Raw genomic sequence first — 22,519 nt, 5'->3', positions numbered from 1 at the left:
TCTATTGATTCGACATTGCCTCTCTGCATAGAGTCCCGCCACCTCGCCCGTACGGAATGGACGGAGCCTCCCGTGTCGAATCAACTCCGCACGCCAGTACGAAGGCGGCGGCTCGGCGCGCTTGCCGCCGTGGTCGTCGCAGCCGCCGTCACCGCCACCGGGTGTTCCTCGGGCTCCTCAGGTCAACAGCAGGACGAGTCCGCGCCGTTGGAGGTCTGGATCCGGCAGGACGCCGGGAGTCCGGCCGCCGAGTCGGCGGAGGCGCTCACCAAGGCGTTCACCGAGGAGAGCGGCATCGAGGCCAAGCTGGTCGCGGTCGGTGTGAACGACTTCGAGACCAAGCTCCAGCAGCGCACCGCGCAGAAGGACCTCCCCGACATCGTCATCAACGACACCGGCCAGCTGGGCAATCTCGTGACTCAGGGGCTCGTGCGCGAGGTGGACCGGGAGGGGGTCGCCGGGAGCGGTGACCTCGCCGACCGCGCCTGGGAGGCGGCGCAGGGGTACGACGGCAAGTACTACGGGGTGCCCTTCAACTCGCAGGCCTTCGCCCTCCTCATACGGAAGGACTGGCGGGAGAAGGTGGGGGCCGACCTGCCCTCCTCATGGGATGAACTCACTCAGCTCGCCGTCAAGTTCACCAAGGAAGACCCCGACGGCAACGGCAAGGACGACACCGCCGGCATGGTCGTGCCCGGCGGCACCACCCGCGGCTATCTGACCTGGTGGTTCTCCACCATGCTCTGGTCGGAGGGCGGCGACTTCGTCAAGAAGGACGGGGACGGGTACGTCGCCGCCGTCGACGATCCCGCCTCCGTCAAGGCCGTCGAGAAGCTCCAGGCCATGTTCTGCGACTCCAAGGTCGTGCAGCCGGGTGCCAGCACCGCCGACTCCGCCACCACCCACACCGTGTTCGAGAGCGGCAAGGGCGGCATCTATCTGACCGGGCCGTACATGCTGCCGCGGTTCGACGGGTCGCTCGGCAAGGACAAGTACGAGGTCGTCGCCGCCCCGCCCGGCGCCGGCGGCGAGGCCGCTGCCCTGGCCGAGGGTGAGAACGTCTATCTGATGGCCGGGTCCGCCAACGAGAAGGGGCAGCAGCAGTTCGCCGAGTTCGCCGCCTCCCCCGCCGGGCAGAAGATCGGCCTCGGACTCGACAACGGCGGCATCATCGTCCGGCTCCCGGTCAACACCACCGTGGACGGCGCCGCCGAGCGCGAGGACCCGCGCTGGGACGTCTTCCAGAAGGTGTACGACGAGCACGGCCGCAACGCGCCCGCGCTGCCCAACTGGGCGACCGTGCGCCAGATCTCGGCCGAGGGGCTGAACGGCGTGGTCTCCGAGTGCTCCCGTGACGTCGCCGGCGCGATGGGCGAACTCGCCGACGAGATCGACGCCGAGCTCGAGAAGCAGGGGGCCACGGGCTGATGACGGCGACCGAGGCGCGGGCGTCGTCGCCGAAGACGCGGGCAGGGCGGCCGGCCCGTCCGGCGGCGCCGGTGTGGTCGCGGCTGCGGCGGGGCGCGACGCCGTGGCTGTTCCTCGCGCCGGCGCTGCTGCTCTTCCTGTACTTCAAGTTCATCCCCATGGCGCAGGCCGTGCGGATGAGCTTCGAGGAGGTGCGGCCGTTCCTCGGCAACACCTATGTCGGGGGCGAGAACTACGCCGAGATCGCGGGGAGTTCCGACTTCGGCGCGGCCGTGTGGCACACGGTCGTGCTGGCGGTGGCGACGACGGCCGGTTCGATCGTGCTGGGGCTCGCGCTGGCGCTGCTGCTGGAGGGGCAGACGCGCGCGCTGTGGTTCGTCCGGTCGGCGATCTTCCTGCCGGTGGTCACGGCGATGGCCGTGGTCGCCGAGGTGTGGCGGGTCATGTACTACCCGGCGGAGGGCGGCGCGCTGAACTCGGTGCTCGGCGTGCTCGGTCTGGGGCCGAGCGAGTTCCTCAACTCCCCCGACAGCTCCCTCGCGTCCATCGCCTTCGTCGGCATCTGGCGGGGAGCGCCGTACGACATGATGATCTTCCTGGCCGGGCTGGCGGGGGTGGACCGGGTGCTCTACGAGGCGTCCGCGGTCGACGGCGCCTCGCGGTGGCGGCGGATCTGGCACGTCACCCTGCCCGGGCTGCGGCCGGTGTTCGCCATTCTGCTGACGCTCGCGGCGATCCGGGGCCTGCGCGTCTTCACCGAGGTGTTCCTGCTGACCAACGGCGGGCCCGACGGCTCCACCGAGGTGCTGCTGACGCTGACGTACAAACTCGGGCTCGAACGCAACGAGTTGGGTGTCGCGGCGGCCGGGACCGTGCTGCTGTTCCTGGTGCTGCTGGTGCTGACCGTGGTGTCGCGGCTGCGTCGGAGGGAGGTCCGATGAGGAACGAGACGGCGCTCGGACTGGCGGAGGCGCGCGGGCCGTGGGCGCGGGTGCTGCGGTTCGTGCTGTACGCCGCGCTGTTCATGGTGTTCGCGGGGCCGCTGCTCGCGCTGATGGTCGGCGCGTTCACCCCGACCGTCGATCCCACGCAGTTCACCCTGTGGCCCGACCGGCTGTCCCTCGACAACCTGGAGCGGGCGGTCGACCGCAACGTCCTCGACTACCTGCTCAACTCCTTCCTCGTGGTGGGCGGCGGACTGGCGCTCCAGGTGCTGGTGAGCGTGTTCGCCGGGTACGCCCTGGCCCGCAAGCGGTTCCGGGGGTCGGCGGTGGTGCTGGTGCTGATCCTGGCGACGATGATGCTGCCGGAGGAGGTGCTGGCCGTGCCGCTGTCGGTGCTGCTGGCGGACCTGCCGCTGCTGCACGTCAGCCTGGTCGGCTCGCTGGTCGGCATGATCGTGCCGGTCGCGGCCTGGGGGTTCTCCATCCTGGTGATGACCGAGTTCATGAAGGAGATCCCGAAGGAGCTGGAGGAGTCGGCGCGGCTGGACGGCGCGGGCGAGTTCCGGGTGTTCTGGCAGGTCGTGCTGCCGCTGTGCCGTCCCGCGCTGGGCGTCATCGGCATCTTCGGCTTCACGATGATCTGGGACCAGTACATGCTGCCGCTGCTGGTCGCCACCGACCCGGCGCAGTACACGCTGCCGCTGGCGCTGCGCTCCCTGCGCTCCGACGACCAGGTGGGCATCGGCGTGCTCCTGGTGGGCGCGTTCCTGGCGATGCTGCCGTCGGTGCTGGCGTTCCTCGCGCTCCAGCGGTCCTTCATCCGGGGGCTCACCTCGGGGGCGGTGAAGGGGTGATCCCGGCGGGGCCGCCTTGCGATGTGACTTCGGCGGGCCCGCCCCGGGCAGTGACCTGACGGGCCCGCCCCGGGACACCCCTGGGGGACACCGGGGACACCCGTGGGGGACACCGCCCGCCCTGTGTCCCCCGTAGGAGCTACGCGCGGGTGTCCACCCGGTGGTGACGCTTCCCGCGGCGCGTCTCCGTAGCGTCGGGAGGGTCGGAGCGGCGGTGCTGTCACCGCCGCGTTCCCCATCCCGCCCTAGGAGTACGTCGTGCGTGTCGTCTGGCAGTTGCTGGCCGTGGTGGTGGTGTCCCTGATCGGGGGACAGAGCGCGGCCGCGGTCCAGGACAATCCGTGGGCCACGCTGGGTGTGGGTCTGGTGACGGCGGTGCTGGCCGTGTACGTCTACGCCTGGGTGGTGGGGCGGACCGAGAAGCGGCCGGTCACGGAGGTGGCCCGGAAGGGCGCCGTCGGCGCGGTCGGGCGGGGTGTGCTGCTCGGCACGCTGGTGTTCGCGTCCGTGGTCGCGAACATCGCCTTCCTCGGGCACTACGAGGTGGACGGCTGGGGGTCGTACAGCGGGGCCGTGGGGCTGGCCGGGTTCATGGCCGCCGCCTCCGTCACGGAGGAACTCCTGTTCCGCGGCGTATTGTTCAGGACCATGGAGGAGCGGTTCGGCACGTGGGGGGCGCTGATCCCGACCAGTGTGCTGTTCGGCGCGTGGCATCTGCTGAACCCGGACGCGAGCCTGTGGGGCGCCACCGTCATCGCGCTGTCGGCGGGCCCGATGCTGGGCGCCGCGTACGTCGCCACCCGGAGCCTGTGGCTGCCGATCGGCCTGCACTTCGGCTGGAACTTCGCCGCGTCCGGCATCTTCAGCACCGAGGTCTCCGGCAACGACACCCAGCAGGGCCTGCTGGACGCCTCCACCTCCGGGCCGACCCTGATCAGCGGCGGTGAGTTCGGGCCCGAGGCCAGCCTGTACACGCTGGTGTTCTGGGCGCTGGTGACCGTCGGCCTCCTGTGGCTGGCCCGCCGGCGCGGTCAGCTAGTGCCCCGCCGCTCGCGGCGGGCCGACGCCGCCGCGCTCGCCCGGTGATCCGTCCGCACGGGCTGCGGCAGGTCTGGGGCCGACTGCACGTCACGGCCCGGGACCTGCCGTTCGCCGTGCTGCTGTGCGCGCTGGCGTTCGTCCCGAGCATGCGCGGCAGCGGCACCGACATCGGCGCGGTGGCGGAGCGCCCGTACGACGCGGTGGCCGTCGTCGCGATCGGGTTCCAGACGCTGGCGCTCACGCTGCGGCGGTGGTGGCCGGCCGTCTGCCTGACCGTGGTGGCGGCCGGTTTCGCGCTGGACCAGCTGCGCGGCTACCACACGGTCGCGGGGACGGCGCTGCCGCTGGCGCTGCTGAGCGCGGGCGCCCATCTGGAGCGGTACCGGCGCACCACCGTCGCCGTCCTCTCCATGGCGTACGTGCTGTTCGTCGCCGAGCTGGTGCGGCGCGGGACGGACGAGCCGCCCGCCGAGTTCGTGTCGTTCTACGTGGCGCTGTGTCTGCTGTGGGGCGGCGGGGCGTGGCTGCGCTCGACCCGGATCGCCGAGGCGGAGCGGCGTCACCAGGTGGCGGAGCGGACGCGAGCGGCGGAACGGGCGCGGATCGCGCGGGAGTTGCACGACGTGGTGACCCACCATGTGACCGCGATGGTGGTGCAGGCGGAGGCGGCGCGGTATCTGACCGCCGCGCCCGAACGGCTCGACGAGGCGCTGACCGCGGTCAGCGACACCGGCCGGCGGGCCGTCGCCGACCTGCGGCACCTGCTGGACCTGCTGAACCCGGACCACGGGGAGGGCTCCCGCACCCCGCCGGTGGGCCGGCTGCTGACGCTGGTGGAGCAGACGCGCCGGGCCGGGCAGCCGGTGGAGTTCACCGAGAAGGGCACCCCGGCCGCGTCGACCGGAAGCGCGGACCTGGTGGCGTACCGGGTGGTGCAGGAGGCCCTCACCAACGCGCTCAAGTACGCTCACGGACAGGCGACTTCGGTTCTGGTGCGGCACGGCGAGAGGGACATCACGGTGGAGGTCGGCACGGACGGTCCCGGGACGCGGGACGTGGCCTCGCCCGGCGGCAGCGGGCGCGGGCTGGCCGGTCTCCGGGAGCGGGTGGACGTCCTCGGCGGCGAGTTCGAGGCGGGGCCGCGCCCCGGCGGGGGATTCGCCGTACGGGCGCGGATACCGACGGGGAGCCGGGCGTGAGCGGACGCGACCCTCGCGTGAGCGGCCCGCCCGTCCGCGACCCGGGCGCGAGCGGCGCACCCGTACGCGTGCTCGTCTGCGACGACCAGATGCTGGTGCGCACCGGGCTGGTCACCATCATCGGCGCGCAGCCCGACATGGAGGTGGCCGGCGAGTGCGCGGACGGGCGCGCCGCCGTCGACCTGGCCGCGAAGGTGCGCCCGGACGTCGTCGTGATGGACGTGCGGATGCCCGTGCTCGACGGCATCGAGGCCACGCGGCTGCTGGCCGGCTCCGGGGTGCGGGACCCCGTGAAGGTGCTCGTGGTGACGACGTTCAACCTCGACGAGTACGTGTACGCGGCGCTGCGCGCGGGCGCGAGCGGGTTCCTGCTGAAGGACGCCCCGCCGGACCGGCTGCTGCACGGCATCCGGACGGTGGCGTCGGGCGCGGCGCTGCTCGACCCGGAGGTGACCCGGCAGCTCGTGGGCCGGTACGCCTCCCGGATCCGCCCCTCCGACGGCGGCGACCGCGAGATCCCGCTGACGCCGCGCGAGCTGGAGGTGCTGCGGCTCATCGCGGACGGTCTGTCCAACAGCGAGATCGCGGCGGCGCTGGTGATCAGCCAGGAGACGGTCAAGACGTTCGTGTCCCGCATCCTGTCCAAGCTGCATCTCCGCGACCGGGTGCAGGCGGTCGTCTACGCGTACCGGCGCGGGCTGGTCAACTGACCTACCTGCACGCGCCGTTCAACGTGTGGCCGCCGTCTCGATCTGGTCGCCGTCGCGGAGCCGGTCGTGCAGCCATTCGGCGTCCGGCGCGCTGAGGCCCACCCAGCCCGTGTCGCCCGAGAGGGACCGCAGCACCTTGGCGTCGAAGGCGAGGGCGCCCGCGTAGACGTGCTCGCCGTCGGGGGTGCGCAGTTCGACGAGGTAGGGCACCTTGACCTGGTGGACCTCGGTGCGGGTCTTCAGTGGCAGCACCGCGCCGGCGCTACGGGCGACCACCGTGAGGCGGGTGCCGGGCGGGAAGCGGCCGGCGGCGCGCAGGTCGACGCGCAGCACGCGGTCGGCGAGGGTGAGGGTGCGCAGGTGCACGTCGAGGCGGCCGGACGGGCGGGGCGCACGGGTGGGGGCGGAGGTGCCGGAGGGCCGGGCAGTGCTGGGAGAGGTGGCCGGGGGCGCGCCGGGCCGGTGCCGTTTCCCCGCCGCGTGGTCGGGGTGCAGGGCGAGGGTCACGACGGCGACGGCGCAGGCGGCCGTGGCCGCGGTGCCGAGCGCGAGGGTGGCCCGGCGGCGGCGTGAGCGGCGGCGGGCGCGGGCGCGGACCTCGGCGGCGGGCAGGGGCGGCGGTGTCTCGTACCGGGCCGCCAACGCCCGCAGGGCACCGGTGACTTCATCCGACACGGCCGCCCTCCTCCCAGGCCGGCTCCTCGGCCTCGTCCGTCGCCAGGTGGCGGGCCAGTGCCGCCCGTCCGCGGGACAGGCGGGCCTTGACGGTGCCCACCGGCGCGCCGGTCTCGGAGGCTACCTGCTCGACACTGAGGTCGCACAGATGGTGCAGCACGACCGCCATCCGCTGGGCCTCCGGGAGTTGGCGCAGGGCGGCGACCAGGGCGGTGCGGTCGGGGCCCGGTCCGGGCGTCGTCTCGGGCGGCGGGGAGTGCCGCACCAGTTCCAGCCAGCGCTTCGCGCGGCGCCAGCGGCTCACCGCGAGGCGCATGGCGACGGTGCGCACCCAGGCCTCGGGCGCCTCGTCGGCCATGAGCCGGTGGCGCCGGTCCCAGGCGCGTACGAACGCCTCCTGAACCACGTCCTGGGCCTCGCCGAGGTCCCCGGTGAAGGCGAACAGCTGGCCGGTCAGCCGGGGGAAGGCAGCCGCGTAGAAAGCGTCGAACTCGTCCTCGTCCATGCCCTCCACCGCAGTCTCTGATCACCTGGGCCGACCCGTCCGCCGGCGTCCCTCGGGCCGTCCGGCGGGTCGCGTACGTCGGAACGCGCCCCGTTGGAAGACGCCGGAACCGGCCTCCGGGATCAGTCGGACCACCGTGCCGGTGGGGGCGGAGCCCGGTGGGGCGGCCGCGCGGAACGTGACGTGCGCCTCGTTCCGTGGGGGCGGACGGGGCCGCACACAGGGACTTCGTGACGTTTTCCACAGTGCCACCACGCACCGGTAACTCTGCACTCCCGCACGCCTCTTGGCGAACGTGTTCCGCGTCACCCCCCTGGTAGACCAGGGCAAATCGGACACCCTGTGAAGTGGATCGTGGCCCGTTCGCCGGTCGTACACAACACTCGGAACCGCCCCAATACGACAGTTCGGACCAAAGAGAGCATCTTCCTCCATGACGCACTCCCCCGGAACGCCTGAAGTGCCCATCCGTCCCTACGAGGTGACCGCCGCGGAGGTCGTCCCCGGCGACCTGTTCGCCCTGTCCCCCGAGGACGCGGCCGAGCGGCGCTGGCACGTCGTCACGCACACGCTGCCCGTCTCCCCCGAGGTGATCCGGGTCACGCTGCGGCCGCCGCTGGGCGGGGTGGACCACGAGGAGGACCTGCGGCGCGAGCAGACGGTGACCGTCGCCGGGCGGCGGGTGGACGTGGCCGAGGTGCCGCTGGTGGAGCCGGTGTCCCTGGAGGGCGTGACGTTCCGCGACGGCGACCGGCTGACCGTCCTGCGGGCGGTGGACCCGCTGGCGGACGAGGTGACGTACGTACGCCGCTGGGGCGCCTGGCACCGGGACACCACCGAGGCCGCCGACGCCCACGCCGCGACCGACGAGGAGGTGCGCCGCTGGGCCGCCGACGCAGGCCGCGACGGCACGGTCGTACGGCACGAACCGCGTCCCGTGCGGGAGGCGCGGGCTGCCGGCCCGCGGCGCGTGGTGGTCACCGGGCTCGGCGCGGTCACCCCGCTGGGCGTGGGCACCGGCGAGCTGTGGGACGGGCTGCTCGAAGGGCGGCACGGCATACGGGAGTTGACCGACCCGGAGTTCGACGGGCTGCCGGTGCGGATCGCCGGCACGGTGCCCGTCGACCCGGCCGGGCTGCTGCCCCGGCAGGCGGCGCGCCGGATGAACCGGGCGGCCCAGTTCGCGGTGCTGGCGGCACGCGAGGCGTGGGCCGACGCCGGGTACGCCGACGGCGGCACGCGCGAGAGCGGGCTGGACCCGGAGCGGGTCGGGGTGAGCCTCGGCGCGATCCTCGGGGACGCGTCGGTGCTGGTCGGCGGCGACCGCAAGCTGCGGGACCGCGGGCCGCGGGGTGTGTCCCCGCTCACCACGCCGATGACGGTGCCGTCGCAGGCGGCCTCCCAGGTCTCCCTCGACCTGCACATCACCGGTGAGGCACGCACCGTGACCAGCGCCTGCGCCTCCGGCACGGAGGCGATCGGGCAGGCCGTCGACCGGATCCGGTACGGGCGGGTCGACGTCGCCCTGGCCGGCGGGGCCGAGGCGGTCGTCACCCCCGCGATCATGGCGTCCTTCGCGGCGATGCGGGCGCTGGCGGAGGGCGACCCGTCGCAGGGATCGCCGTCGCGGCCGTTCGCCAAGGACCGGGACGGGTTCGTCAATGGTGAGGGGGCGGGAGTGCTCGTGCTGGAGTCCGAGGAGCACGCTCGGGCGCGCGGGGCGCGGATCTACTGCGAGGCGGCGGGCTGGGGGCTGTCCGCGGACGCCTACCACGTGGCCGCGCCGGACCCGAGCGGTGACGGGATCGCGCTGGCGCTGCGGCGGGCCGTGCGGGACGCGGGCGGTGAGGTGGCGGACGTCGTCCATGTGAACGCGCATGCCACCGCGACGGTGGACGGGGATCTCGCCGAGGCGCGGGCCCTGCGGGGGGTGCTGGGCGGGCGGCCGCTGCCGGTGACCGCGCTGAAGGGGCACCTGGGGCATCTTCAGGGGGCCGCGGGTGGGGTCGAGGCGGTGGCGGCGGTGCTGACGTTGCACCACGGGGTGGTGCCGCCGACTGTGGGGTGCGGGGAGGTGGACGACGGGATCGATCTGGACGTCGTCCGGGACGCGCCGCGGAGGTTGCCGGGGTCCGGCGATCTTGTGCTGAGCAATTCCTTCGGGTTCGGGGGGCATAACGCCGTGCTGGCGTTGCGGCGGGTGGCGTAACGCGGGGCGCGTTTCCGGGGCGCGGGGCGTTGGTGCGGGGGCGCCTTTTCAGGCGCGGGGCGTTGGTGCGGGGCACGTTTTCGGGGTGCCGCGTGTTGGTGCGGGCGGGGGTGTCGCGCATCCTGGCGTTTGCGCCCCCCCCGGCGCCCCAGCGGCACGACTGCCTGCGGCTGGCGGGACAACACGCACCAGCGTTGGTGCGGGCCGGGGGGTGTTCGCGCAACTCGGCGCCAACGAGGTGCCGCCGCGCCCACCCGTGCCGCCCCAGCGGCACGAATGCCCGCAGTTGGCGGCAGCCTGCCGCGCGCCACCGGTGTCGGTGTAGCCGCCCGCGGCGGGGAGGGGGCGGGGTGGGGGTGGGCGCCCGCAGCGGCTGGCGCGTCCGCGCCCGTCACATACAAGTACGCACTCTCGCGCCAGACCGAGGACGTCCACCCCCGCCGCGGCCCCGCACCACCACCCCACCCCGGGCGCTACGCCCGCCCCCACCGCACCGCAACCCTGCGCCGCAGGCGTCCGACCGCAACCCCCACCGAACCTCAGCCCTGCGCCGCAGGCACACCACCCGCAGGCGGGTCAGGCCGAGCGTTTGCGGGACGGCGTCTTCTTCGCCGGGGCCTTCTTCGCCGCCGTCTTCTTCGCCGCGCTCTTCTTCTCGGCCTGCGACGACGACGTCTTCGACGTCGACTTCCGAGGCGACGACGTCGTCTTCTTCTTCGCCGTCGACGTCGACTTCTTGCCGCCCGTGTCCTTCGGGGACGAGCGGGACGTCTTGCGCGGGGGAAGGCGCTTGACTTCGGCGTCCTCGCCTCGGGACTCGCGGGCCGCGCGGACGCTGTTCTCCAGGGCCGCCATGAGGTCCAGGACCTTGCCGCCGCCGGCCTCCGGGGCCGGCGCCTCCCGCGGGGTCTCGCCGGCCGCCTTCGCGGCGACGACCTCCTCCACCGCCTCGCGGTACTCGTCGTGCAGGTCCTCCAGGTCGACCTCCCCGAGCGTGTCCATCAGCGCGTCCGCGAGGTCCAGCTCCTTGTCCCGCACGGTGACGTCGGCGTCCGGCGCGACCCCCTCGGGAGCCCGGACCTCGTCCGGCCACAGCAGGCCGTGCATGGCGATCGCGTCGCCGACCACGCGCAGCATGCCGAGCCGCTCCCGCCCGCGCAGGGCGTACTTCGTGATCGCGACCTTCTTGCTCCGCTTCAGCGCCTCCCGCAGCAGCGTGTACGGCTTCGCCGCGGGCGCCCCGCCCGCGGCGAGGTAGTACGCGGCGTCCATCTGGAGCGGGTCGATGCGGTCCTCGGGCACGAAGGCGACGATCTCGATCGTCTTGGCGGTCGGAATCGGCAGCCCGGCCAGGTCCTCGTCGGTGATCGGGATGATCGTGCCGTCCGAGTCCTCGTAGCCCTTGCCGATCTCCTGGCCGGTGACCTCGCGGTCCTCCAGCTCGCAGAACTTCCGGTAGCGGATCCGTCCGCCGTCCTCGGTGTGGATCTGCCGGAAGGAGATCGAATGGTTCTCGGTGGCGTTCACCAGCTTGATCGGGATGCTGACCAGCCCGAACGAGATCGCGCCGTTCCAGATGGACCTCACGAGCAGCACCTCTCCGGTCGTCCGCCGATCGATGTCGGACCCTTTGTCATGGTTTGCGTGAGATTGTCATCGTATGACTCCCATCACGGAGGTGGAGGGGCGACGGCTCCCGCTCAGCAATCTGGAGAAGGTGCTGTATCCCGCCACCGGCTTCACGAAGGCGGAGGTCCTGCACTACTACGCGACCGTGGCCGGCGTGCTGCTGCCGCATCTGCGGGAGCGGCCGGTGTCCTTCCTGCGGTATCCGGACGGGCCCGACGGGCAGGTGTTCTTCACCAAGAACGTGCCGCCCGGTACGCCCGACTGGGTCACCACCGCCGAGGTGCCGAGGTCGGAGGGGCCCGCCCGGATGGTGCTGGTGGAGGATCTGCCGAGCCTGATGTGGGCGGCGAACCTGGTCGCGGAGTTCCACACCCACCAGTGGCGCATCACCGACCCCGGGCAGGCGGACCGCGTCGTGTTCGACCTGGACCCGGGGCCGCCGGCGACGGTCGTCCACTGCTGCGAGGTCGCGCTGTGGCTGCGGGAGCGGCTGGCCCGGGACGGGATCGAGGCGTACGCGAAGACGTCCGGGTCGAAGGGGCTGCATCTGCTGGCGGCGGTACGGGGCTCCTCGTCCGAACAGGTGTCCGACTACGCGAAGACCCTGGCCGTGGAGGCGGAGAAGGCGATGCCCCGGCTGGTGCTGCACCAGATGAAGCGGAGCCTGCGGCCGGGGAAGGTTTTCGTCGACTGGAGCCAGAACGCGGCGCGCAAGACCACCGCCGCCCCGTACACCCTGCGGGCGCGCGCCGAGCCGCTGGTGTCGGCGCCGGTGACCTGGCAGGAGGTCGAGGAGTGCCGGTCACCGGACCGCATGGCGCTGCGGGCGCCGGACATCCCTCCGCGGCTGCAGGACTTCGGCGACCTGCTGGCACCGCTGCTGGACCCGGACGAGGCGGGCACGCTGCCCGAACGGCACACCGAGGGACCCTGAGCCCCCGCCGCCCTAGCCCCCCGCCCCCCTAGCGCCCCGCGCTCACAGCCCGCGCTTCACAGCCCCGCCCACGTCCTCCGGTCCCGCGCCGCCGCGTACAGCGCCTCGACGTCCGCGGGCTTCAGTACCCCGCCCCCTCGGGCCAGGCCCGGCACCTCCGCGTCCGTGAGAATCCGCACCCCGCGCGGCGCGGCGGCGACCGTCACGCGCCGGGCGCCGGCCAGGACCAGCACGGGGCGGACCTCGGCGGTGAGGGCGTACGCGGCCCGGTCGGCGTCGGCCCGTACCCGGTGCAGTACGGGCTCGGGCGGGCGCCGGCCGACGCGCACCTGCGGCTCCGCGACGGTCACCCGCTGCCGGTGGGCGGACCGGACGTGCAGGGCGTACAGGCCGCCGGGGCCGATCAGCAGATGGTGGACGCGGTGGCCGCCGGGGAGCGGCAGGGAGTGCAGGGCGTGCCAGCCGGCGCCGTCCATGGCGTCGAGGGCGTCGCCCACGGCCCGCTGCGCGGCCAGTTCCGCACGGCGCGGGTCCGGGCGCAGGCGGCGCGCCGGGCCGGGGTCGCGGTCGAGGGCGACGAGCAGGGCCTCGCCGGGACGGTTCGGGGCGAGGTCGTCGTCGGGGTGGAGGGAGAGCCGGGCGAGGTCGGCGGAGGTGGGGACCGGGGGCGGTCCGACGGCGACCGGGCCGGTGAGGTACGGGCCCAGGGCCGTGAGCACCTCGGCCTCCCGCTCGGCGTCGAGCAGGTTCACACGGGCCGCCTCACGGTCGTACCAGGCGATGTTCCTGCCGTCCGGGAGGCGGACGTAGAGCCAGTCCCTGCCGTGCCGGCGGGCCGGCACGACGCGCGGTCCGTCCATGCGCCATCACCCCGACTCCATGGGAACAGGCGGGGTGCTGCGGGGGCAAGAAGCCGGATACCGTGGACAGGAGTTGGGCGATGAGAGTGGGAGGCGCCGTTGCGTACCCGCGAGAGTCAACCCGACGTACCGGCTCCGGACAGCCCGTGGGACGAGATCGAGCCGGGCCTGTGGATGGGCGGGCACGAGGTCCGCGGACCGGCGGGGCGGGTGGAGCCGGTGGTGGTGCACCGGCAGTTCGACCTGGTGCAGACCCTGCTGCGGCTGCCGGGGCACGGCCCCGACCCCGGCGTCGAGCATCAGGTGTGGCCCATCCCGGACGGTCCGCTGGACGGCACCCAGCTCGCGGGCGTGATCCGGCTGGCCGAGGCGGCGTGCGAGGCCCTGGACGCCGGCCGCACGGTGCTGGTCCGCTGCTTCCACGGCTACAACCGCTCGGGGCTGGTGGTCGCGCACGCGCTGATGCGCAGGGGCCGTTCGGCGGAGGCGGCGATCCGGCTGATCCGGTCCCGGCGCTCCTCCTGGGCGCTGCACAACGGCCTGTTCGTCGACTACCTGCGGGCGGGGCTCGCCACCGCGCGGATGCTGGAGGAACTGGCCGAGTGACGGGGACGGCCGTCCTGACGGGGCGTGTGCCCCGGTAGGCGGAGCGCCGTCCCCGATGGCGCAGCAGACCGGGCGGGCGCCGGGGGGCGCTCCTAATGTGGCGACAAGTCACCTTCGACCTGTTGTCTCCCCCCATGGAGGTACTGCCATGTCCCTACGACGCCCGCGTGCCCCGCTCACCCGCCGTCTGCCCATAGCGCTCGCCGCCGGCGCCCTGGCGCTCGCGACCGCCGTCACCCCCGCTCTCGCCGCCGACGACCCCGGCCAGGGCAACCAGAACAACCAGAGCAGCCAGAACAACCAGAGCGGGCAGGGCAACCAGAACAGCCAGGGCAACCAGAACGGCCAGGGCAATCAGAACGGCCAGAACAACCAGGGCAACTGGAGCCAGCAGGGCGGCAACGGCAACAACACCGGTTCCGGCAACAACACCGGCTCCCACCAGCAAGGCAACAGCAACAACCAGCAGACCGGCGGCGACCAGGGCGGCAACGGTCAGCAGAGCGGCGGCAACAACCAGCAGACCGGCGGCAACGGCGGCGACTGGGGCAACCAGGCCGGCGGCGACCACGGCGACCAGGGCGAGGCCCGCGGCGTGGTGACGGTCCAGCGGCTGGCGCTGCGCAGCGCCCCCGAGCGCGGCTCGCAGGTCATCCGGTACGCCCACAAGGGCGATGTCGTCCACATCTTCTGCAAGGCGCAAGGCGGCAGGGTGGACGGCAACTCGACCTGGTACCTGCTCACGGACGGCACCTGGGCCTGGGGTCCGGCCCGGTACATCGACACCTTCGGTCCCGCGCCACGCTGGTGCTGACGAGCGCAACGCACGAAGCGTCACATCTGGGTAAGTTCCGGACATGAGCAAGGCCGGTATCACCCTGGCGACGGCGGACCCGCCGGCGTCCACCGTGCGTCTCACCGGGCGCCGCGGCGTGGAACTCGCCCTCATCGTCCTGGCCGTCGGACTGTCGGTGTACGGCTACTGCGCCGTCGGCCTCGCCAGGAACGGCACCGTCCCGCCCGGCGCCGCAGGTTACGGCGCCGGGCTCGGTGTGCTCGCCGTGCTGGCCCATCTGGCGGTGCGCTGGCGGGCCCCGCTCGCCGACCCGCTGCCGCTGCCGATCGGGGTGCTGCTCAACGGGGTGGGTCTGGTGCTGATCTACCGGCTGGACCTGGAGACGCCCGGCGACCGGGCCGCGCCCGCCCAGCTGATCTGGTCGACGCTGGGGGTGGCGCTGTTCATCGCGGTGATCCTGGTGCTGCGCGACCACCGGGTGCTCCAGCGCTACACGTACCTCTGTGTCACCGTCGCGCTGGTCCTGCTGACCGTGCCGATCCTCTTCCCCTCGGTGAACGGCGCGCGCATCTGGATCCGGGTGGCCGGGTTCTCCATCCAGCCGGGCGAGTTCGCGAAGGTGCTGCTGGCGGTGTTCTTCGCCGCGTACCTGGCCGCGAACCGGGGCGCGCTGACCTACGCGGGCCGCCGCGTGTGGGGGATGCAGGTGCCCACCGGGCGGGTGCTCGGGCCGATCGTCGCCGTGTGGCTGGTGAGCGTCGGCGTGCTGGTCCTGGAGCGGGACCTCGGCACCTCGCTGCTGTTCTTCGGACTGTTCGTAGTCCTGCTGTACGTCGCCACCGGCCGCACCGGCTGGATCGCGCTGGGGCTGCTGCTGGCCTCGCTGGGCGCGGTCGCGGTGGGCCGGCTGGAGCCGCACGTGCACCACCGGATCGAGACGTGGCTGCACCCGTTCGCGTCGATCGAGGCGGGCGAGGGTCCCAACCAGCTCGCCCAGTCGCTGTTCGCCTTCGCCGAGGGCGGGATGCTGGGGTCGGGGCTGGGGCTCGGGCACTCGGTGCTGATCGGCTTCGCGGTGAAGTCGGACTTCATCCTGGCGACGGCCGGCGAGGAGCTGGGCCTGGCCGGGCTGTCCGCGGTCTTCCTGCTGTACGGGCTGCTGGTGGAGCGCGGCTACCGGGCCGGGCTCGCGCTGCGCGACCCGTTCGGGCGGCTGCTCGCCGTGGGGCTGGCCTCGCTGGTGGCGCTCCAGGTGTTCGTGATCGCGGGCGGGGTGACCGGGCTGATCCCGCTGACCGGGATGGCCATGCCGTTCCTGGCGCAGGGCGGCTCGTCGGTGGTGACCAACTGGGCGATCGTGGCGCTGCTGGTCCGGCTCAGCGACAGCGCGCGGCGGCAGGCCGCCGCCCCGGGTGCGCTGCGGTGACCCGGCACATCCGGCACGCGGCGCTGTTCTGCGCGCTGCTGCTTCTCGCGCTGCTGGTCAACGCGGCCCGGGTGCAGGTGCTGCACGCGGAGGACTACGAGACCAACCCGGCCAACCGCCGTGCCGCGATCGCGCGGTACCAGCAGCCGCGCGGCGACATCCTGGTCGGCGGCCGGCCGGTCACCGGGTCCCGGGACACCGGGGAGCATCTGCGGTACGAACGGACGTACCTCGACGGGCCGTTGTACGCGCCGGTGACGGGCTTCGCCTCACAGGAGTACGGCACGACGCTGCTGGAGGCCACGGAGGACGCGGTGCTGTCCGGGGCCGCCCCGGTGCTGGCGCCGCTGCCGCTGTGGAACGAGTTCACCCGTTCCCGCAGCGCGGGCGGCGACGTGCTGACGACGATCGACCCGCGGGCGCAGCGGGCGGCGTACGAGGGTCTGCGGGGGCGGAAGGGCGCGGTGGCGGCGGTGGAGCCGTCGACGGGGCGGATCCTGGCGCTGGTGTCGATGCCGTCGTACGACCCGGAGCCGCTGTCCGGGAACGGCGCGGCGGCGCGGGAGGCGTGGGCGCGGCTGAACGCCGACCCGGACCGGCCGATGCTGAACCGGGCGGTGCAGCGCACCTATCCCCCGGGGTCGACGTTCAAGGTGGTCACCGCGGCGGCGGCGCTGGACGCGGGCGTGGTGAAGGGCCTCGACGAGCCGACCCGCTCGCCCGACCCGTATCTGCTGCCGGGGACGACGACCCGGCTGGTCAACGGCGCGGGCAAGTGCGGCAACGCGACGCTGCGGGACGCGTTCGTGCGGTCCTGCAACACGGTGTTCGCCCAGCTCGGGGTGGTCACGGGGCTGGAGCGGATGCGCCAGGCCGCGGAGAGTTTCGGCTTCAACGACGCGGACCTGCGCATCCCGTTCCGGGTGGCGCCCAGCACCTTCGACACGACGCTGGACGCGGCGCAGCTCGCGCTGTCGTCGATCGGGCAGTACAACACGCGGGCCACGCCGCTCCAGATGGCGATGGTCGCGGCGGCCGTGGCGAGCGGTGGGCAGGTGCGCGAGCCGTACCTGGTGGAGCGGACCACGCGGGCGGGCGGGGGCACAGTCTCCGCGGCGGGGTCGGGCGCGGTGCGGCGGGCCATGCTCCCGGCGACGGCGAGCCGGCTGCGGGAGCTGATGCGCGGGGTGGTGGAGGACGGCACCGGCAGGAAGGCGGCGATCCCCGGCGCCGTGGTCGGCGGGAAGACCGGCACCGCCCAGCACGGGCTGGGCAACTCGGGCACGCCGTACGCCTGGTTCATCTCCTGGGCGCAGCGCGAGGACGAGCTGGAGCCGAAGGTGGCGGTGGCCGTGGTGGTGGAGGACGCGGCGGGCAACCGGCGCGAGATCAGCGGCGGCGGCACGGCGGCCCCGGTCGCGCGGGCGGTGATGGAGGCGGTGCTGCGGTCCGGGTGAGCGGCGGGGACGTGAACACCCGTACGCGGCTGACCAGTTGGTGAGACGGGGGTGCCCCGCGACCGGACTCCCGACCTAACGTTCGGTACATGACCGCATACGAACTCGCCCAGGTGAACATCGCCCGGCTCAAGGCGCCTCTGGACACCCCCCTGCTGAAGGACTTCGTCGACAACCTCGACCCGGTCAACGCGGACGCGGACGCCGCCGCCGGGTTCGTGTGGCGGCTTCAGAGCGACGACGGCGACGCCACGGCCATCCCCGTCTTCGACGACCCGTGGCTGATCGTCAACCTGTCGGTGTGGCGGGACACGGACGCGCTGACGGCGTTCATGTACCAGGGCCGGCACCGGGAGATGCTCGGTCGCAGACGCGAGTGGTTCGAGCGGGTGGAGGAGGCCATGACCGCCCTGTGGTGGGTGCCGGCGGGCCACCGTCCGGCCGTCGCGGAGGCCGAGGCGCGCCTGTCGCACCTGCGCACCCACGGTCCGACGCCGTACGCCTTCACCTTGCGCACCTCCTTCCCGCCCGGCACGGACGGGCTCGCGCCGGCCGGACCGGTCGGCGACAAGTCGCGCGCAGGGGATTGACGGGCTTGCTGACAAGCAGTCTCATAAAGGTGACCTGCCGGTAACCCGAGACGCCCCGAGGTGGAACCGTCATGACGACCCTGCCGGAGACCGACGCGCTCGACGGCCTGCGGGACGCGCTCGGGCAGCTCAAGAACCGGGAGGCGGTGGCCCTGCGGCTGCTGGAGTCCTCCGCGAAGCACTCCTTCGACCCGGACGAGGAGCTGGACTGGGAGGCGCCCTTCGAGGACGGCAAGTGGTTCTGGCCGCCGGAGCTGGTGTCGCTGTACGGCACCCCGATGTGGCAGCGGATGAGCGAGGAGCAGCGCCTGCTGCTCTCCCGGCACGAGGCCGCCGCGCTCGCCTCCCTCGGCATCTGGTTCGAGCTGATCCTGATGCAGCTGCTGGTCCGGCACATCTACGACAAGTCCGCGACCAGCGCGCACGTGCGGTACGCCCTCACCGAGATCGAGGACGAGTGCCGGCACTCGAAGATGTTCGCCCGGGTCATCGCGCACAGCGGCACCCCCTGGTACCCGGTGAGCCGCGTCCACCACAACCTGGGCCGCCTCTTCAAGACGGTGTCCACCACCCCCGGCTCGTTCACCGCGACCCTCCTCGGCGAGGAGGTGCTGGACTGGATGCAGCGGCTGACGTTCCCCGACGAGCGGGTGCAGCCGCTGATCCGGGGCGTCACGCGCATCCATGTGATCGAGGAGGCGCGGCACGTGCGGTACGCGCGTGAGGAGCTGCGGCGCCAGATGATGACCGCGCCCCGCTGGTCCCAGGAGTTCACCCGGGTCTCGTCGGGCGAGTTCGCCCGGGTGTTCTCGGTGGCCTTCGTGAACCCGGAGGTCTACACGAACGTCGGCCTGGACCGGCGCGAGGCCGTGGCCCAGGTGCGGGCGAGCGCGCACCGGCGCGAGGTGATGCAGCAGGGCGCGAAGAAGCTGACGGACTTCCTCGACGACATCGGCGTGCTGCGGGGCGTGGGCCGCAAGCTCTGGCGCTCCTCGGGGCTGCTGGCCTGACCGCTCGCGCCCACGGGCCCGGCCCCGGGGTCGCGTTCCGGCCGGTGCGGGCGGCCGTGCCCGGCGTGCGCCGGCGACGGCCGGTTACGCTGCGGGCATGACCTCGCAGGCCCCCACCCCCGCCTACCGGCGCCTCAGTGTCGAGGAACGCCGCACCCAGCTGCTGGAGGCCGCGCTGTCCCTGTTCGCCCACCGGGCGCCGGAAGACGTGTCGCTGGACGACGTGGCGGAGGCGGCCGGTGTGTCGCGGCCCCTGGTCTACCGCTACTTCCCCGGCGGCAAGCAGCAGCTCTACGAGGCGGCCCTGAAGTCCGCCGCCGACGAGCTGCGGAACTGCTTCGACGAGCCGCAGGTGGGCCCGCTGCTCCCCCGGCTGACCCGGGCCGTGGACCGCTACCTCGCCTTCGTCGGCCGCCACGACGCCGGCTTCAGCGCGCTGCTCCAGGGCGGCAGCGTGGTGGAGACCTCCCGGACGACCGCGATCGTGGACGGGGTACGGCGGGCCGCCGCCGAGCACATCCTGCGCCATCTCGGCGTCGACGAGCCCGGGCCCCGGCTGCGGATGACCATCCGGATGTGGATCACGGCCGTGGAGGCCGCCTCCCTGATCTGGCTCGACGAGGACAAGCAGCCGCCGCAGGAGGAGCTGCGGGACTGGCTGGTGGAGCAGTTCGTGGCGGTGCTGACGGTGACCGCGCGGCGGGACGCGCAGACCGACGCCCTGGTGCAGGCGCTGGCCGCGGACCTGTGAGCGGGGCCGGCCGGGGACCTGTGACCCGCGACCGGCGGCCGGGACCGGTCCCCTGGCCGATGGCCGAGACTGGTGGGGTGAAGAGCGAAGACACCCCCTTCGAGGGCGGCCCCATGGACGGGCGCGTCCTGCCCGTGCTGCTCGGTATCACCGGGCACCCGCCCAAGACGTACCGGATCCCCGTCCCCGCCCCGGACGGCGGACCGCCCACCGTGCTCGTGTACCGGAGGGTGCCGCGCGGGAAGAGCACGCTCACCGGCCTGACCGCCCGCTGGAAGTACCTCTACGACCCCGCCGGCCGGGCCGGGGACGGACCGCGGTGGCCGTGGTCGAAGCGTCCGGCGCGCCCGGACGCCACGCCGGAGGGCAAGCCGGACGACGCCGACGGGTGACCCCGTTGCGCCGAACCGCGCACACTCGGCGAGCGGACCGCGCACACCCCCCTGATGCTCGCGGTGCGGAGCGGACGTGCCGCCCCGCGTCGGAGGTGATGGCGTGTCAGGAATGCTTCTGCGTCTGGTGTGTACGGCGGCGCTGGCGGCCGGGACCGTGCTCGCGCCCCTGCCCGCGGCGGCCGTCCCGGAGCCGGGCGGCACCGCCGCCGCGTCCGGCGGCCGGTCCGTCTCCGAGCTGCTGACGGACCTTCAGACCCTTTACCGGGAGGCCGAGAAGGCCACCGAGCGCTTCAACGCCACCGAGGAGGCGCTGGCCGGGCAGCGCGCCGAGACGGAGCGGCTGGAGAAGGCGCTGGCCCGCACCCGGCTCTCCCTGCACGACAGCCGGGGCGCCGCAGGACGGCTCGCCCGGCAGCAGTACCAGTCCCTGAGCGGCCTCTCCCCCTATGTGCGGCTGCTGCTGGCGAGCGACCCTCAGCGGGCGCTGGAGCAGGGGCATGTGATCGGGCAGCTCGCGCGGGAGCGGGCGCAGACGGTGGGCCGGCTGACCGGTGACGCGCGGCAGGCCGGCGAGCTGGCGCGGCGGGCGCGCAAGGCGCTGGACGAGCGGATTGCGCTCACCGAGCGGAGGAAGAAGGAACGCGACCAGGTGGTGGACCGGCTGCGGGACGTCGAGGAGCTGCTGGCGTCGCTCACCGCGGAGCAGCTCGCGGAGCTGGCCGAGCTGGAGCGCGGCAGGGTGGACGAGGCGCAGCGGGAACTGGTGGCGTCCGGCGCGCTGAGCGGCGCGAACGCCCCGTCCGCGGCCGGTGAGCGGGCCGTGCGGTACGCGGTGGAGCAGCTCGGCAAGCCGTACCAGTGGGGCGCGGAGGGCCCGGCGACGTACGACTGCTCGGGGCTGACCTCGCAAGCCTGGCGCGCGGCGGGGGCGAAGGTGCCGCGGACCAGTCAGGAGCAGTGGGCGCGGCTGGAGCGGATCGAGCTGGTGGACCTGCGGCCGGGCGACCTCGTCGTGTACTTCCACGACGCCACGCATGTCGCCCTGTATCTGGGCGACGGGATGGTGGTGCAGGCGCCGCGGCCCGGTGCGCGGGTCAAGGTGTCGCCGATCGCGGCCAACCCGGTGCTGGGCGCGGTGCGGCCCGACCCCGGCGGGGAGCCCCTGGAGCACTATGTGCCGCCGGAGCTCCCCGAGGGGGCGACGGACGGGTCCGACGAGGGGTACGGGGCCGGCTACGCGCCGGCCGCGCCGGAGACCTCGGCGAGGTAGGCGTCCGTCCTGTCCGGCTCGTAGAAGTAGTTCTCGAAGTCGGCCGGGTTGTCGAAGCCGTTGGCGAAGCGGTCGGCGACCGGCTGGAGCTGCCCGGCCGCGCCGATCAGGTTGAGGATGTGCTCCGGCGGCGGGGCCAGCATGGCGTTCGTCCACTTGGTGACGTGCTGGGCGGTGTTCCAGTAGCGGTCGAAGGTCTGCCGCATCCAGTCCTCGTCGAACTGCTTGTCGCCGTGTTCGAGGATCGAGGCGAGGTAGGCGGCGGCGCACTTGGACGCGGAGTTGGAGCCCTGGCCGGTGATCGGGTCGTTGGCGACGACGACGTCGGCGACGCCCAGCACCAGGCCGCCGGAGGGCAGCCGGCCGATGGGGTTGCGGACGGTCGGGGCGTAGCGGCCGGCCAGGGTGCCGCCGGCGTCGGTGAGTTCGACCTTGGTGGCGCGCGCGTACTCCCAGGGCAGGAACTTCTCCATCAGTTCCAGGGTCAGGGAGAGGTGCTCGGCCGGGTCCTTGACGTCCGTGAAGGCGTCGAGCGGGCCGCCGGGTATGCCCTCCCAGAAGAGGATGTCGGCGCGGCCGGACGTGGTGAACGTCGGCATGATGAACATCTCGCCGACGCCGGGGACCAGGTTGCAGCGGACCGCCTCGGTGTCCGGGTGCTCCGGGCGCGGGCCCAGGCCGTGCACGTAGGCGACGGCGAGGGCGCGCTGCGGGGTGCTGTACGGGGAGCGCTCGGGGTCGCGGGAGAACATCTGCACCAGCTCGCCCTTGCCGGCGGCGATGAGCACCAGGTCGTAGGCGCGGGAGAGGTAGTCGAGGTCGCCGACCGCGGCGCCGTGGATGACGAGCTGTCCGCCGCGCTGGGCGAAGGTCTCCATCCAGCCGGCCATCTTGACCCGCTGGTCCACCGACTGCGCGTACCCGTCGAGGCGGCCCAGCCAGTCGATCGCGCGCTGCGAGGGGCCCGGGTCGAAGGAGCCGGGGGCGGCGACCGACACGCCGAGGCCCTGGATCTTCGGGGCCTGGGACTCCCAGAAGTTCAGCTGGAGGTCACGCTCGTGCTGGAGGGCGGTGTGGAACATGCACTGCGTGGACATGACCCGTCCGGTGCGGATCTCGTCCGCGGTCCGGTTGGACATGAGGGTGACCTCGTACCCGTGCGACTGGAGTCCCAGGGCGAGCTGGAGGCCGGACTGGCCGGCCCCGACGACGAGTATCTTCCGCATACGG

Annotated in this window: 22 protein-coding genes; 17 read left to right on the top strand and 5 right to left on the bottom strand. The window is 73.4% G+C overall.

What is annotated here, in order from left to right; translation table 11 throughout:
* Positions 1 to 72 precede the first annotated feature (72 nt).
* From ACFOSY_RS04250 to ACFOSY_RS04225, 6 genes are all read left to right on the top strand, one after another.
* Positions 73 to 1,428 carry a sugar ABC transporter substrate-binding protein gene (locus tag ACFOSY_RS04250; protein ID WP_394305333.1) on the top strand — a complete coding sequence of 452 codons (1,356 nt, stop codon included), beginning with the start codon at positions 73 to 75 and terminating at the stop codon, positions 1,426 to 1,428.
* On the top strand, positions 1,428 to 2,369 hold the full coding sequence (locus ACFOSY_RS04245; RefSeq protein WP_394305332.1) for a carbohydrate ABC transporter permease: 942 nt from the start codon (positions 1,428 to 1,430) through the stop codon (positions 2,367 to 2,369). Before ACFOSY_RS04250 ends, ACFOSY_RS04245 begins: the two co-directional genes overlap by 1 nt.
* Positions 2,366 to 3,226: a carbohydrate ABC transporter permease gene (locus ACFOSY_RS04240; protein WP_019522962.1), complete on the top strand. Its 861-nt coding sequence runs from the start codon at positions 2,366 to 2,368 to the stop codon at positions 3,224 to 3,226. The genes ACFOSY_RS04245 and ACFOSY_RS04240 overlap by 4 nt, the downstream gene beginning before the upstream one ends.
* A gap of 258 nt (positions 3,227 to 3,484) precedes the next feature.
* Positions 3,485 to 4,312 carry a CPBP family intramembrane glutamic endopeptidase gene (locus tag ACFOSY_RS04235; RefSeq protein WP_394305331.1) on the top strand — a complete coding sequence of 276 codons (828 nt, stop codon included), beginning with the start codon at positions 3,485 to 3,487 and terminating at the stop codon, positions 4,310 to 4,312.
* Entirely contained in the window at positions 4,309 to 5,466 is a 1,158-nt protein-coding gene (locus ACFOSY_RS04230) for a sensor histidine kinase (RefSeq protein ID WP_394305330.1), read from the top strand. The genes ACFOSY_RS04235 and ACFOSY_RS04230 overlap by 4 nt, the downstream gene beginning before the upstream one ends.
* A gap of 17 nt (positions 5,467 to 5,483) precedes the next feature.
* Positions 5,484 to 6,176 (top strand): response regulator, encoded by a 693-nt coding sequence (locus tag ACFOSY_RS04225; RefSeq protein WP_394305444.1) that lies wholly within the window; start codon positions 5,484 to 5,486, stop codon positions 6,174 to 6,176.
* An 18-nt stretch (positions 6,177 to 6,194) separates the two neighbouring features.
* Here the strand turns inward: ACFOSY_RS04225 and ACFOSY_RS04220 are convergent, their stop codons facing one another.
* Both ACFOSY_RS04220 and ACFOSY_RS04215 read right to left on the bottom strand, forming a co-directional pair.
* A complete protein-coding gene (locus ACFOSY_RS04220; protein WP_394305329.1) occupies positions 6,195 to 6,851 on the bottom strand; it encodes a hypothetical protein in 657 nt (218 codons plus the stop codon).
* Positions 6,841 to 7,356, bottom strand: a complete 516-nt coding sequence (locus tag ACFOSY_RS04215) for a SigE family RNA polymerase sigma factor (protein ID WP_225654407.1) — start codon at positions 7,354 to 7,356, stop codon at positions 6,841 to 6,843. The genes ACFOSY_RS04220 and ACFOSY_RS04215 overlap by 11 nt, the downstream gene beginning before the upstream one ends.
* 433 nt (positions 7,357 to 7,789) lie before the next feature.
* Here ACFOSY_RS04215 and ACFOSY_RS04210 point away from each other — a divergent pair, with 433 nt between their 5' ends.
* Positions 7,790 to 9,565, top strand: a complete 1,776-nt coding sequence (locus ACFOSY_RS04210; RefSeq protein WP_394305328.1) for a beta-ketoacyl-[acyl-carrier-protein] synthase family protein — start codon at positions 7,790 to 7,792, stop codon at positions 9,563 to 9,565.
* A 576-nt stretch (positions 9,566 to 10,141) separates the two neighbouring features.
* Here ACFOSY_RS04210 and ku read toward each other — a convergent pair.
* The gene (ku, locus tag ACFOSY_RS04205; protein WP_449343576.1) at positions 10,142 to 11,152 is read right to left on the bottom strand and encodes a non-homologous end joining protein Ku; all 1,011 of its coding nucleotides are present in this window, start codon (positions 11,150 to 11,152) and stop codon (positions 10,142 to 10,144) included.
* A 73-nt stretch (positions 11,153 to 11,225) separates the two neighbouring features.
* Between ku and ligD the strand changes: the two genes are divergently transcribed.
* Positions 11,226 to 12,128 carry a non-homologous end-joining DNA ligase gene (gene ligD, locus ACFOSY_RS04200; RefSeq protein WP_394305326.1) on the top strand — a complete coding sequence of 301 codons (903 nt, stop codon included), beginning with the start codon at positions 11,226 to 11,228 and terminating at the stop codon, positions 12,126 to 12,128.
* Between the two features lie 56 nt (positions 12,129 to 12,184).
* Here ligD and ACFOSY_RS04195 read toward each other — a convergent pair whose 3' ends face one another.
* Positions 12,185 to 12,988, bottom strand: a complete 804-nt coding sequence (locus ACFOSY_RS04195) for an NERD domain-containing protein (RefSeq protein ID WP_394305325.1) — start codon at positions 12,986 to 12,988, stop codon at positions 12,185 to 12,187.
* A 99-nt stretch (positions 12,989 to 13,087) separates the two neighbouring features.
* Between ACFOSY_RS04195 and ACFOSY_RS04190 the strand changes: the two genes are divergently transcribed.
* The 9 genes from ACFOSY_RS04190 to ACFOSY_RS04150 all read left to right on the top strand — a co-directional run bounded on the left by ACFOSY_RS04190 (position 13,088) and on the right by ACFOSY_RS04150 (position 21,289).
* Positions 13,088 to 13,594: a protein-tyrosine phosphatase family protein gene (locus ACFOSY_RS04190; RefSeq protein ID WP_394305324.1), complete on the top strand. Its 507-nt coding sequence runs from the start codon at positions 13,088 to 13,090 to the stop codon at positions 13,592 to 13,594.
* Between the two features lie 148 nt (positions 13,595 to 13,742).
* Positions 13,743 to 14,408 carry an SH3 domain-containing protein gene (locus ACFOSY_RS04185; protein ID WP_394305323.1) on the top strand — a complete coding sequence of 222 codons (666 nt, stop codon included), beginning with the start codon at positions 13,743 to 13,745 and terminating at the stop codon, positions 14,406 to 14,408.
* A 43-nt stretch (positions 14,409 to 14,451) separates the two neighbouring features.
* Positions 14,452 to 15,816 carry an FtsW/RodA/SpoVE family cell cycle protein gene (locus tag ACFOSY_RS04180; protein WP_006134859.1) on the top strand — a complete coding sequence of 455 codons (1,365 nt, stop codon included), beginning with the start codon at positions 14,452 to 14,454 and terminating at the stop codon, positions 15,814 to 15,816.
* Positions 15,813 to 17,273: a penicillin-binding transpeptidase domain-containing protein gene (locus ACFOSY_RS04175; protein ID WP_394305322.1), complete on the top strand. Its 1,461-nt coding sequence runs from the start codon at positions 15,813 to 15,815 to the stop codon at positions 17,271 to 17,273. Before ACFOSY_RS04180 ends, ACFOSY_RS04175 begins: the two co-directional genes overlap by 4 nt.
* An 89-nt stretch (positions 17,274 to 17,362) precedes the next feature.
* Positions 17,363 to 17,863: a DUF3291 domain-containing protein gene (locus ACFOSY_RS04170; RefSeq protein ID WP_394305321.1), complete on the top strand. Its 501-nt coding sequence runs from the start codon at positions 17,363 to 17,365 to the stop codon at positions 17,861 to 17,863.
* Between the two features lie 71 nt (positions 17,864 to 17,934).
* Entirely contained in the window at positions 17,935 to 18,873 is a 939-nt protein-coding gene (locus tag ACFOSY_RS04165; protein WP_394305320.1) for an AurF N-oxygenase family protein, read from the top strand.
* A gap of 97 nt (positions 18,874 to 18,970) precedes the next feature.
* A complete protein-coding gene (locus ACFOSY_RS04160; protein ID WP_394305319.1) occupies positions 18,971 to 19,624 on the top strand; it encodes a TetR/AcrR family transcriptional regulator in 654 nt (217 codons plus the stop codon).
* Between the two features lie 77 nt (positions 19,625 to 19,701).
* Positions 19,702 to 20,016, top strand: a complete 315-nt coding sequence (locus ACFOSY_RS04155) for a hypothetical protein (protein WP_394305318.1) — start codon at positions 19,702 to 19,704, stop codon at positions 20,014 to 20,016.
* A 103-nt stretch (positions 20,017 to 20,119) separates the two neighbouring features.
* Positions 20,120 to 21,289, top strand: coding sequence for a C40 family peptidase (locus ACFOSY_RS04150; protein WP_394305317.1), 1,170 nt, complete (start codon positions 20,120 to 20,122; stop codon positions 21,287 to 21,289).
* On the opposite strand, the gene ACFOSY_RS04145 is transcribed toward ACFOSY_RS04150, so the two are convergent.
* Positions 21,253 to 22,515, bottom strand: a complete 1,263-nt coding sequence (locus tag ACFOSY_RS04145) for a styrene monooxygenase/indole monooxygenase family protein (RefSeq protein WP_394305316.1) — start codon at positions 22,513 to 22,515, stop codon at positions 21,253 to 21,255. The genes ACFOSY_RS04150 and ACFOSY_RS04145 overlap by 37 nt on opposite strands.
* Positions 22,516 to 22,519: the final 4 nt, after the last annotated feature.

This window comes from Streptomyces lusitanus (genome assembly GCF_042647945.1).
Taxonomy (GTDB): domain Bacteria; phylum Actinomycetota; class Actinomycetes; order Streptomycetales; family Streptomycetaceae; genus Streptomyces; species Streptomyces pseudogriseolus.
Note: the sequence above shows the minus strand (reverse complement) of the source record. Positions and strands in the feature narration are given on the sequence as shown.